The following is an 11,788-nucleotide window of genomic DNA, read 5'->3' as shown; positions in this document are numbered from 1 at the left end:
CATAAAGAATGGGAATTAGAATAACAAATAAGATTATGACCAATAATTCATTGGATAATGTTAATACTAATAAAACATTGCTTGATAAAATATCAACACAAGTAGCAACACAACAAAAGATTACAAGAGCATCAGAGGATCCAATTGTTGCAATTCGAGCACTCAGGTTAAAAAACAGTATCACTACCTTAAATCAGTATTATTCTAAAAATATTCCGGATGCTGAGAGTTGGCTGGACGCAACCCAGACTGCCCTTGGGAATATGAAAACTTGTACCTCATCAATTCTTGAAATTGCTACAAAGCTATCCTCTAACCAATATTCTTTATCTGAAAAGAAAGATTTGCTGGCAGAATATCAGTCTCTGAGAGAGCAAATTTATGATGAAGGCAATGCGGATATTTCTGGAAGAAGTATTTTAACAGGGTACAAAACAAATATGGAGCTAGCCTTTTCAGAAGCTGATACAACGGCAAGCTATCGAATAACGGAATGCTTCTCAGGTTCTGATGTAGAGAGTATTGACTATGTATCTGGATGTATTGATGTAAATTCAAGCGATATCTTAAATAATACAGATACGGAATATGATACAAATACCGTTAAGAATAATTCTGTATACCGTTTGAGATTGTCATATGGTGATTTGAGTGAGAATTCCGATACTACAGCACAGAATGTAACCTATACCGCATCAGGAAAATTAAATACAAATCTGACTGTTGCAATGTCTGGTTCTACAACAGGATATGTGAAAGCCAGTGTTAGCTTAGATGCTGCGAGTGGTGTAGTAACTGCGTCTATAGATGGAACCGATTCGTCAGGGGGAAGCTATAGCACCACAGTTGACAGCTCAACAGGTACGATATCAATACTGGACTCAGGTGGAACGACGGTAGGAACATTTGATTACTCCGTGGATGGTAATACAGTCACAGCATCCAAAACAGTTACAGTAAATGCGGTATCATTAGAGGATACCGGAGGAAGTGACGCAGCATACCTGAATACATCAGCAGAGCAAATTACATTTATTAAAGAAACAGGAGAACTAATATTGGGATCCGGCGTTTACCAGGCATTTCAAAATGCCGGAGATGATTCGATTAGCTTTACGTATGAAAAAACAGGATTTGATAAAGGTGAATTAAGGCCGGAGCATTATTTTGATTGCACGAATTTAGTCACCGGGGCTGAATATGTTAATCAAAACGAATCGCAAGAGATAGATTATATCGTTAATTTTAATCAGACGCTTACTGTTAATACAGAGGGTAAGGATGTATTTGATCAATCAATCGGAAGAGATGTGGATGATTTGATTTCTGCGTTAGAGAGTGCGATAGCAGCAGATACAAAGATGGAAAAACTTGAGTCAATGCTTACGGATTCCCAATACAGTGATCAGACGGAATACATAGAATCAATGATTGAGGCATGTGAAAAGGAGCAGACATATGCTGAAAATAAGCTTCAACAGTTAGCAGAGCAAAGTATTACTAATTTTAAGGGATATGTTAATGATATTTCAAGTGCCGTTACAGAGGTAGGAAGTAAGATAAGCCGTCTGTCATTAACTAAGGAAAGAGCATCCAATCAGTTAACCAATTTAAAGACATTATCAGAAGAAAATATAGGGGTTGAATTATCTGACGTTTTAATTGAACAGGAATCGGCCAGTTTAGCTTATGATGCAGCACTTACAGCGTCAAGTAAAATAATTACACATTCATTGCTGGATTTTCTATAAAAAATCGTAATGGTTTATATATAATTCATGCCGATTTTCATATAACGAAAAAAGCATTTCATCTTTTTATGATGAAATGCTATAATATTTGTAAGCAACATAAAAATGTAAAGTTGTGCATAAAATTGATTCTTGAAAAAGGAGAATAGAAATGACAATACAGACAAAATTATTTGGAAATATAGCGGTTGATAATGAAAAAACCATTCATTTTGAAAACGGAATTATAGGATTTCCTGATATGAAAAATTATTTAATTATATATGATGAAGAAAAGGGAGATAAAGCTAAGATTTCTTGGCTGCAATCAATCGAAGAACCTGGGTTTGCAATTCCGGTTATTAACCCTCTTTTGGTTAGGATGGATTATAACCCAACAGTAAATGATGAACTGATGAAACCTCTTGGCGACTTAGATCCACAGGAGATGCTTGTTTTGGTAACAATGACGATTCCGGCAGAAGTAAAAAATATGACAGTTAATCTAAAAGCTCCGATTGTGATTAATGCAATTACCAGAAAAGCATGTCAAATAGTTGTTGAGAATGAAGAATATCTAGTAAAATACCCGGTTTATGACATCCTTAAGTCAAAACAAGAAAAGGCGGGTGAATAATATGCTTGCCCTTTCCAGGAAAAAAAATGAGGCAATTGTAATAAATAACAATATTGAAATTACCATTTTAGAAATAAAAGGGGATCAAGTAAAAGTAGGAATTTCAGCACCAAAAGATGTAACAATTTACCGGAAAGAATTATATTTACAGATTCAAGAGGAGAACCGTAAAGCTGTTACAGTTGAAGGACTGGAAGCATTGAATGAATTGTTGAAATAGAAGAAATAAATAAAATATATGTTTGCTATTAAGAATATATCAAAAATGCCGATAATATTAGTAATTAGCATTTAATGTTATAATTGAATATTTAAAGTTGTCAGCTATGAGCCAGTAATAAAGCAGTTTTTATTGTCTGCTTAGGATAAGTCACATGGAGGTGATTTTATGGAACTAGATGCGGTAAGCAACAATGGTTATCAAGGAAGTAATACCAAGGTGAGCATCAAACCAATTCAGCCAACAACAAATGATAAAGCAGAAGAAACAGCTATCAAGTCAGTTTCTGCCACGGCAGAAGATAAAGATAGTTATACAGCTGAAGATAATAGTAAGGTAAATAATTTTAAAAATGCAACCAACAATGATATGAAAAAGTCTATCAGTGAGATTAACAGTAAGTTAAACAAAAATACGCAGGCTATTTTTGGAATTCATGATGAGACAAACAGGGTAACAATTAAAATTGTGGATAAAGATACTAAGGAAGTAATCAAAGAAATTCCACCAGAAAAAACATTGGAGATGCTCGCAAAAATATGGGAATTTGCGGGGATTTTAGTGGATGAAAAGCTTTAGGAGGGAAAAGTATGACCATTAGAATGACGGGTATGTATTCAAACATGGATACTGATTCAATTATATCTCAGCTTATGAAAGCACAGCGTACTAAAATAGAAACGATTGAAAAGAAGAAAACAAAATTGGAGTGGAAAGTAGATGCATGGAGTACATTGAACTCTAAGATTTATTCTTTGTATACAGGTACTCTTAACGAAATGCGATTTACAGATAAATACAATAAAAAATCTACAACGATTTCGGATTCTACTGTTGCTACAATTACAGCAGACAGTTCGGCAGTTGACGGTACGCAGGAATTGGCAGTGAAAAAATTAGCAAAACCAGGATATTTAACGGGAAGTGTGTTGTCAACTTCAGATTCAACTACGCTTTCTTCAAGTTCTACTATGAGCCAATTGACAGGGTATTCGGCTACTGGTGATACAAGCTTTCAGGTATCGGTTGGTTCTGGGGCCGCTACATCGATTACCATTAACAGTTCTACTACGATAAGTGATGTAATAACCCAGTTAAAATCAGCGGGAGTAAATGCAAGCTTTGACTCAACCAACAGCCGCATTTTTGTTAGTTCAAAATCAAGTGGAGCAGCGTCTGATTTTACCATTACGGCATCTGATTCAGATGGAACGAATGCGTTAACAGCACTGGGGCTTAATACAGAAATAGAGGGTGGAGCAACTAAAATAGATGGGCAGGATTCAGAGATTTTATTAAATGGTGCAACATTTACATCAACTAGCAATGCTTTTAGTATCAATGGCTTGAATATTGTGGCAAAAGAGTTAACTGGAACAAGCACTGACTCGTCTGGAAATACAATCTATGACACAGTCTCAATTTCGACTTCAATGGATTATCAGGGAATCTATGATACAGTTAAAAGCTTCTTGTCTGAATATAATACTTTGATTAACGAGATGGATAGTCTTTATAATGCAGATAGCGCAAAAGGGTATGATCCTCTTACTGATGATGAAAAGGATTCAATGACAGATACTCAAATTGAGAAGTGGGAGACGAAAATTAAGGATGCCTTATTAAGAAGAGACAGTACTTTGGGAAGTGTTTCCAATGCAATGAAGAACGCTATGACTGAAACATATGAAATAGATGGTAAGACATATAGCTTAGCAAGCTTTGGTATTTCTACAGGAGAGTATTTTACAACAGAAGAAAATGAGCGAAGTGCTTATCACCTTGACGGCAATACTGATGACACCACAGTGTCTACGGAGAAAGATAAACTGATGACTGCAATTGTCTCAGATCCTGATACGGTAATCAGCTTTTTTACCTCTTTGTCAAAAGGCTTATATGACAAAATTGATAAAAACATGAAATCCGTAGAGGGTATCAAGAGTGTTTACCATGTATATGAAGACAAGACTATGGCAAGCCAGATTGATGATTATGAAGATAAAATTGATGAGTTAGAAGATAAATTTACAACGATGGAAAACAAATATTATGACCAATTTTCAGCGATGGAAACGGCGTTGGCTAAATTACAATCAAGCAGTTCATCACTTTTAAGTATGTTAGGAAGCTGATTCTTAGGAGGAAAATGTTATGGCTTTACCAAATGCTTATGCAACTTACAAAAATAATCAGGTATTGACAGCAACACCTGGAGAATTAACATTAATGCTATATGAAGGAGCAATTAAATTTTGCAATATAGCACTGTTAGGAATTGAACAAAATAATATTGAAAAAGCAAATGACAATATTAAAAAATGCCGCGCAATTGTGACAGAACTTAGAGCAACCTTAAATTTTGACTATCCGGTAGCTCAGGATTTCGAAAATGTCTATGTGTATATTACGCAAAGGTTATCGGATGCTAATATGCAAAAGGATAAAGCTATTCTTGAAGAAGTATTAGAACATCTAAGAACTATGAAAGAAACATGGAAAGAAGTTATAAGACTATCAAAGTAGACTTATAATGGAGGTGTCTGATGGAACAGAATGTTAATTATATAAAGGTCATGATTGACAGTTTGCGAAAAAAAGTAATGATTTTGGAAGACTTAATTGTTGCAAATAAAGAACAAGCAGAAATCATTGTAGATATCAAAAAGAATATGGTTGCATACGAAGCCTGTATTGATAAAAAGCAACTGCTAATTGATGAGCTAAACTTATTAGATAATGGATTTCAAGCTTTGTACAATCGTATCCAAGAAGAAATAATTAACAATGCTGATTGTCATAAAGAAGAAATAAAAGAAATGCAGAAGCTGATTAGTATAATAACTGATAAGAGCGTTGAGATTCAGAACGGTGAAGAAAAAAACAGGCAGATAATTGCTCAACAATTTTCATTACTCAAACGAGAGGTGAAAAATTTCAGAGATAATAGAAAGATTGCAAATACATATTACAATACGATGCAGAAAATCAACTATATGCCTCCACATTTTTTGGATAAAAAAAAATAAAAATTCATAATTTGTTATAAAGTATATGCAAATATTATCCGATATACTTATTGTAAAACAAAAAGGGATTATAAATCTTAAATTTATATAATTTTTGACAAGAAACTCTTGACCATGTCACACTACAAGGTGTATTATCACTTTAGGTTATTACTTAACCTTATAAGTGATTTACAAAATAAAAAATAAATGCAACATGGATGTTGCAGCAAATTCAAGGAGGAATTAACTATGGTAGTACAACACAATATGTCAGCAGCTAACACTAACAGACAGTTAGGCATCACTACAGGTGCTCTTGCAAAATCAACAGAGAAATTATCATCAGGTTACAAAATTAACCGTGCTGGTGATGATGCAGCTGGTCTTTCAATTTCAGAAAAAATGAGAAGTCAGATTAGAGGACTTGATCAGGCATCTGATAACGCTGAAGACGGAATTTCTTTAATTCAGACAGCTGAGGGAGCTCTTAGTGAAATTCATTCAATGTTACAGAGAATGAACGAATTATCAGTTAAAGCAGCTAATGATACTAACCAATCAATCGATAGAGATGCTATTCAGGATGAAATTGATGCATTAGCATCAGAAGTAACTAGAATTGCTTCTTCAACTCAGTTCAACAAGATGAACTTATTTACATCAAGCAAGACTTTATCATTACAGATTGGTGCTAACAATGGACAGAGCATCGGTTTAGCTCTTTCAAAAGTAACAGCTTCTTCTCTTAAAGTTAATGGATTGTCAATGTCAAGCCATGCTAAAGCAAATAGTGCTATTACTAAAGTTCAAGAGGCTATCAACACTGTATCAAAACAGCGTTCAGCTCTTGGTGCTCTTCAGAACAGATTAGAGTACACTATCTCTAACTTAGATTCTTCATCTGAAAATACTCAGGCTGCTGAATCAAGAATCAGAGACGTTGATATGGCTTCTGAAATGGTTAAATACAGCAAGAATAATATTCTTATGCAAGCTGGACAGTCTATGTTAGCTCAAGCTAATTCTCAGACTCAGGGTGTATTATCACTTCTTCAATAGTATTTAGCTGAATGAAAGAATTTAAAGCTGACCTTACGGTCAGCTTTATTCAATTATAGGAAAGGTCTTGTTATAAAGTGTGATAAGATTATACTTATAATAATTAATTAAGCAAAATGCATATTAAGCAAATAAGTTAATTGTTAGGAGATGTTATGAAAGAACTAAAGGTATTATTACAGGAATGTATTACATTAACGGATGAAATATACAATGCTGCATTAATTGAAGACAGGAATCAGATTAGATCAAAAAGCGCACAATTAATTCATAGACTAAATGATTCGTTTCCTATTATAATAGAAGCAGGATTGAAAATCAGTCCTGTCATTTTAGAAAGGACAGAGAAATTATTAGGTGCTACTGAAGTAGGAGATAGTATCGGAACAATGGATATTGTTAGGTTTGAAATTAAATCTATATTGGAAGAATATTTAGAAAGTATAGGTGAAACATTTGAATGATAATAACTTATTAATAGAAAACTTGGAAGTAATAAAAAATTGTGATAAATTATTATATGATGAATTAGTGAAATATGATTTAGAAAGTTATGAAGTCGAAAATGTGGAAACGGAACTATCAGTAGATAATATTAAGATAGTAAAAGCATTTATAAATCAATTCGAGTGGTATTTTAATAGTAAATATCAGGCAAAGAATGCAGTTAAGGAATGGGCAGACACATTAGGAAAAATAGAAAGTACGGCAGTGATTTGCATGTTTGGAATGGGAAATGGATTATATTTGAAAGAAATTATGGACAGATCATATCAATCTGTCATATTTATTATATATGAACCTAGTATTCAGATATTTTTAAAGGTGATGAAAGAAATAGATTTATCATTTCTAGATGAAAGAGTATATATTTCGATAGATGGAATAAATGATAATTATTTTGATGCCTATTTTCAAACCTTTACTACATATAGCAATTTATCGGTTTGTAAATATTTATGTCATCCTAACTACTTTGAATGCTTTAAAGAAGCAGGAAAGAGGTATCTACAAAAGGTAAAAAGGGGTATTGAGGTTCTCGAAGCCTATACAAATTCTGATATAAGGTTATCGGAAGCATATTATCGGAACAGTATATACAATTTAAAGTTTCTTCCTGATTCCTCTATTTTAGAGCAGATTCAAAAAGTAGTAGGAACTTCAATTCCAAATGACTTTCCGGCGATCATAGTTAGTGCAGGACCATCGTTGAAAAAAAATATTAAAGAATTGAAAAGAGTTAAGAATAAAGCCTTTCTCATAGGAACGGATACTGCTTTAAAAGGTTTATTTGAAGAAAGTATTATTCCTGATGTCATAGTAACCATAGATTCTAATAAAAATCCCAAGAAGTTTGAAGATCCAAGAACGGATTTAATTCCTATGGTTTGTTTTGAGACTTCTCAAAATGTTATTTTGGAAAAGCATAAGGGCAAAAAAATTTTTATGAATGATACCTTTGGATTCGGCGATGAAATATTTAACAAAATGGGATTTACATATCGCTATTGGAGCGGAGGAAGTTCGGTGGCTACGAATGCCTATGCAATGGCAATGGCAATGGGATTTCGAACGATTATATTGGTAGGTCAGGATTTGGCATATACCAATAATGAAAGGCATTATGAAAAAGGACTGGGGAATAGCTTCTATGATAATATGAATAACGATAGTATTTTTATACAAGTAGAAGATGTTAACGGAGAGAAGATTACTACGTCTAAGGATTTTAAAATATATTTAGATTGGTTTGAAACTGAAATTTCACTACACGAGGAAATTGATACAATTGATGCCACAGAAGGCGGAGCCAAAATCCACGGAAGTCGGATATTAAGTCTGAAAGAAGCAATTGATGCAAAGTGTACAATTGAATTCAATATGGAAGAATATATGAAGAATATACCGCCCCTACTAAATCAGGAGAAAAGAAGAGAACTATCAAAGCTGATTCGTGATATTCCAAAGCAATTTGAAACTTTATCAGAAGATGCTGATAAGGGATTTCAATTGTATAAAGAGTTGATTCTTGAGCTGGAAACTGAAAAGCCGGATAGGAAAAAACTGTTGAAGATAAGTAAGGAGATTGGTGAAATTACAGATAAAATTGAAATAACAAAGACATATAAGGTTGCTCAACATAAGTTGAAAGCAATTGAATATATTGCACTTAGCAATTTAGGCATTTCTGCTGACGATGCAACAGAGGATGCGCTAGAAGTAGCTAAGCGGGGAATAGTTATGATGGATTCTTTGAGACAGGCTTTAGAGACCATTATTCCACAGGTGAAACAAGCAGTAGAATAATTAGAGTTTTATTAATAAGTTTACTTGGAAAGGGAATTCTAAGATGAGAATATTATTTTGCTCATGGGGAAATATTTGTGAAGCAGATTTAGAGATTAGTTTAAGATATATGGGGCATGAGATAGATGTTTTAAAGGCCAAGATAAAAAATAAGGATTATGATGCAGACTATTTGAATATAGTATCAAATGAATTATTAAAATGCAGATATGATTGCTTATTTTCAATTAATTATATACCTATCATCTCAAGAGTGTGCAAGGTTCACCATATAAAATACATATCCTGGACTGTTGACAGTCCTTGGTTTTATTTTAATTCTGAAACAATAAGTAATGACTGTAATTATATATTTATTTTTGAAAGACAATTGTATGAACGCTTTAGAAAAAAGTCAACTCAAATTTATTATATGCCACTTGGTACAAATGTTAAATACTGGGATTCTATAAAGCTATCGGAGGAAGACCGATTAAGATTTTCTACAGATGTTTCCTTTGTAGGTTCTTTATATGAGGATAAACATGATTTCGATAAAGTAGAAATTCCAGACTATTTACGGGGGTATTTTGAGGGTATCATAGAGGCGCAGACAAATGTATATGGATATAACTTTTTGAATGATGTTATAACAGATGAGGCGGTTAAAGAATTTAGTTCGTGTGCAGGCTGGAATACTCTTGGACGAGACTATCAGGTAACAGAAAGAGAAATCGTTCTCACTGAGTTTATCGGAAAGAAGTGTGCCGAGGTAGAAAGACATAGAGTTGTAAGTAAGCTGGCTAAAAATTTTAAATTCGATTTATATACCCTTAGTGATACTAAAAGTATGCCTTATGTTAATAACAAAGGACCGGCAGATTCAAGGATCGACATGCCTAAAATATTTAAATGCAGTAAGATTAATATTAATATGACAATCAAAACAATCGAAACGGGAATTCCATTGAGAGTATATGATATTATGGGGTGCGGGGGCTTTGTAATCACAAATTACCAGAGTGAAATTAATGAATATTTTATTCCTGATGTGGATTTAGTTGTATACGAAAGTTTGGAAGATTTGGTTTATAAAATATCATATTATCTGCAGCATGAAGAAGAACGAAAGAAAATAGCACAAAATGGATATCACAAGGTAAAAGAGTTGTATACATATGAAAAGAGACTAGAACAGATAATTCAGAGTGTATGGAAAAATAAATGTAATTGCTATGGGATTAACAGCCATAAAAGCATACATCAATATTTAGCCTTAAAGAGTCTGCTAAGCCAAATTAAAATTACCAACATATTGGATGTCGGTCTGTTTTTATATAACAATGAAAGCTTATTAGATGGTATAACACCCGAATATATTGTTGATGGGGTTGAAATAGTTTATCAAATCGATCATACTAGTAAGCAATGTATTTATCGAAATATTTATAAATTGGATAATATGTCAGATATGTATTATGATATTATAATTATGATTGAGATATTAAAATTTCTAAAGGTGGACGAAATTTTATGCCTTATGGCACAGTTGAAGCGATTAGGTCATACAATCCTTGTAGATTTTGATGAGGATTATATGACTCTGTTTAAGAGCTATAGTGAGTATAATGTTCAAAGCTTACAATTAGGCGAATGCAAGTTACTGCTAATTACAGTGAATGAGCAGTAACTATTTGAAGTATTTGTTCTAGCCGATTTGTATATGTGTGTTCGGATTTAATACGAACGTATCCATTATGAGCTATTTCTTTTCTTTCCTTATCATGAGTAAGATAATAGTTGATGAGTTCGATTAGTTCCTCTGGATTATGATATAATATAACATCTTCACCAGGAGTGAATAGGTCGTTAAATTCACTTTGAGCATTACTGATTAGAAAGCCTCCGGTTCCAATGATGTCAAAGACTCTTAAAGGTAAACCAGACTGAATTGATATCTGAGTAAAATTAAGATTGATTTTACTTGCATAAAATAATTTGGGCGCCTCACTAATACTTTCTATTCCTCCCATGTTTACTACATTAGTAAGCATGGAAATATCGGAATCGGTATAAATGTGAATAGTATTATATTTTGAAATTAAATCAAGTATATTTGTTCGTTGCAGTTCTGTAAATTTTCTGGAAAGCATGATATCAGAATAGCATTTTTTTATTTCACACAACGGATAATCTTCAAGTAAATTATTGGGAATCAATTTTTGAAATAAATTGATAGCTTTCTCGGATAACATACTATAAAAAATATTTTGATTAGGTGTCATATACTGAAGCTGAAACAGTTGATTGAAATACTCCATAAATGAGCTGTTTATTTGATTATAAAATTTATTAAAGTTGTTATCTTGAAATAATCTTCCAACAAAAGAAATGTCGTGATTATATTTTGAGAATTCATCTTCTGTCATTGATAAAGAATCAAGACGAGAGGTATTGGCTGCAAGAGGCATATAAAATACTTTTTGAATTCCGATTTTAATCAGCTCATTACATAATATTTTATCAAAACAAAAAATATAGTTGCAGCTATTAAGAATGCTAGGTGTATAGGTATACATAACGGGACTGTCAAAAAGCCATGCAACATAAGGCAGGTGAAGCAACTCACATGCCTTTGAGACATAAGGATAAAAATTAAAAGTAATGACGCATTCGCATGGATTTGATTGAACTTCTTGAATAATTTTTTCCTGAATTAATTCGTTTTGGAAAGAATCAGTAAGCATTGCATCAATAAAATGAACTTCGTGACCTAACTCCGATAAGGCAAAAGGAATATCGATTTTTGTGCTATCAAGCTGATATAAATATAATATTTTCATGT

General features: G+C 32.9%; 12 protein-coding genes. 11 read left to right on the top strand and 1 reads right to left on the bottom strand.

Translation table 11 applies throughout. The features are described from left to right. Positions 1 to 8 precede the first annotated feature (8 nt). From C8E03_RS11580 to C8E03_RS11530, 11 genes are all read left to right on the top strand, one after another. Positions 9 to 1,751 carry a flagellin N-terminal helical domain-containing protein gene (locus tag C8E03_RS11580; RefSeq protein WP_094377584.1) on the top strand — a complete coding sequence of 581 codons (1,743 nt, stop codon included), beginning with the start codon at positions 9 to 11 and terminating at the stop codon, positions 1,749 to 1,751. 151 nt (positions 1,752 to 1,902) lie between these two features. Further along, entirely contained in the window at positions 1,903 to 2,367 is a 465-nt protein-coding gene (fliW, locus tag C8E03_RS11575; protein WP_094377585.1) for a flagellar assembly protein FliW, read from the top strand. Position 2,368: 1 nt separating this feature from the next. Beyond that, positions 2,369 to 2,587 (top strand): carbon storage regulator CsrA, encoded by a 219-nt coding sequence (gene csrA / locus C8E03_RS11570; protein WP_094377586.1) that lies wholly within the window; start codon positions 2,369 to 2,371, stop codon positions 2,585 to 2,587. A 168-nt stretch (positions 2,588 to 2,755) separates the two neighbouring features. Continuing rightward, the gene (locus C8E03_RS11565; protein WP_094377587.1) at positions 2,756 to 3,166 is read left to right on the top strand and encodes a flagellar protein FlaG; all 411 of its coding nucleotides are present in this window, start codon (positions 2,756 to 2,758) and stop codon (positions 3,164 to 3,166) included. Positions 3,167 to 3,177: 11 nt separating this feature from the next. Continuing rightward, positions 3,178 to 4,722: a flagellar filament capping protein FliD gene (fliD, locus tag C8E03_RS11560; RefSeq protein ID WP_094377588.1), complete on the top strand. Its 1,545-nt coding sequence runs from the start codon at positions 3,178 to 3,180 to the stop codon at positions 4,720 to 4,722. A gap of 19 nt (positions 4,723 to 4,741) precedes the next feature. Next, positions 4,742 to 5,113 carry a flagellar export chaperone FliS gene (gene fliS, locus C8E03_RS11555; RefSeq protein WP_094377589.1) on the top strand — a complete coding sequence of 124 codons (372 nt, stop codon included), beginning with the start codon at positions 4,742 to 4,744 and terminating at the stop codon, positions 5,111 to 5,113. Positions 5,114 to 5,133: 20 nt separating this feature from the next. After that, positions 5,134 to 5,616: a hypothetical protein gene (locus tag C8E03_RS11550; RefSeq protein WP_094377590.1), complete on the top strand. Its 483-nt coding sequence runs from the start codon at positions 5,134 to 5,136 to the stop codon at positions 5,614 to 5,616. A 231-nt stretch (positions 5,617 to 5,847) separates the two neighbouring features. After that, complete coding sequence (locus tag C8E03_RS11545; protein ID WP_094377591.1) at positions 5,848 to 6,657, top strand: flagellin N-terminal helical domain-containing protein; 810 nt, start codon at positions 5,848 to 5,850, stop codon at positions 6,655 to 6,657. Positions 6,658 to 6,812: 155 nt separating this feature from the next. Next, a complete protein-coding gene (locus C8E03_RS11540) occupies positions 6,813 to 7,121 on the top strand; it encodes a hypothetical protein (RefSeq protein ID WP_094377592.1) in 309 nt (102 codons plus the stop codon). Beyond that, complete coding sequence (locus C8E03_RS11535; protein WP_110291120.1) at positions 7,114 to 8,964, top strand: motility associated factor glycosyltransferase family protein; 1,851 nt, start codon at positions 7,114 to 7,116, stop codon at positions 8,962 to 8,964. Before C8E03_RS11540 ends, C8E03_RS11535 begins: the two co-directional genes overlap by 8 nt. A gap of 43 nt (positions 8,965 to 9,007) precedes the next feature. Then, positions 9,008 to 10,633 carry a CgeB family protein gene (locus C8E03_RS11530; protein ID WP_110291119.1) on the top strand — a complete coding sequence of 542 codons (1,626 nt, stop codon included), beginning with the start codon at positions 9,008 to 9,010 and terminating at the stop codon, positions 10,631 to 10,633. Here C8E03_RS11530 and C8E03_RS11525 read toward each other — a convergent pair. Continuing rightward, the gene (locus C8E03_RS11525) at positions 10,614 to 11,786 is read right to left on the bottom strand and encodes a CgeB family protein (protein WP_094377595.1); all 1,173 of its coding nucleotides are present in this window, start codon (positions 11,784 to 11,786) and stop codon (positions 10,614 to 10,616) included. The genes C8E03_RS11530 and C8E03_RS11525 overlap by 20 nt on opposite strands. Between the last annotated feature and the right edge of the window lie 2 nt (positions 11,787 to 11,788).

It is taken from the genome of Lachnotalea glycerini (assembly GCF_003201285.1).
Taxonomy (GTDB): Bacteria; Bacillota; Clostridia; order Lachnospirales; family Lachnospiraceae; genus Lachnotalea; species Lachnotalea glycerini.
Note: the sequence above shows the minus strand (reverse complement) of the source record. Positions and strands in the feature narration are given on the sequence as shown.

Bases quoted from the DNA above. Each gene is read 5' to 3' on its own strand.
- C8E03_RS11580 (WP_094377584.1), top strand. From the start codon at position 9: ATGGGAATTAGAATAACAAATAAGATTATGACCAATAATTCATTGGAT.
- fliW (WP_094377585.1), top strand. From the start codon at position 1,903: ATGACAATACAGACAAAATTATTTGGAAATATAGCGGTTGATAATGAA.
- csrA (WP_094377586.1), top strand. From the start codon at position 2,369: ATGCTTGCCCTTTCCAGGAAAAAAAATGAGGCAATTGTAATAAATAAC.
- C8E03_RS11565 (WP_094377587.1), top strand. From the start codon at position 2,756: ATGGAACTAGATGCGGTAAGCAACAATGGTTATCAAGGAAGTAATACC.
- fliD (WP_094377588.1), top strand. From the start codon at position 3,178: ATGACCATTAGAATGACGGGTATGTATTCAAACATGGATACTGATTCA.
- fliS (WP_094377589.1), top strand. From the start codon at position 4,742: ATGGCTTTACCAAATGCTTATGCAACTTACAAAAATAATCAGGTATTG.
- C8E03_RS11550 (WP_094377590.1), top strand. From the start codon at position 5,134: ATGGAACAGAATGTTAATTATATAAAGGTCATGATTGACAGTTTGCGA.
- C8E03_RS11545 (WP_094377591.1), top strand. From the start codon at position 5,848: ATGGTAGTACAACACAATATGTCAGCAGCTAACACTAACAGACAGTTA.
- C8E03_RS11540 (WP_094377592.1), top strand. From the start codon at position 6,813: ATGAAAGAACTAAAGGTATTATTACAGGAATGTATTACATTAACGGAT.
- C8E03_RS11530 (WP_110291119.1), top strand. From the start codon at position 9,008: ATGAGAATATTATTTTGCTCATGGGGAAATATTTGTGAAGCAGATTTA.
- C8E03_RS11525 (WP_094377595.1), bottom strand. From the start codon at position 11,786: ATGAAAATATTATATTTATATCAGCTTGATAGCACAAAAATCGATATT.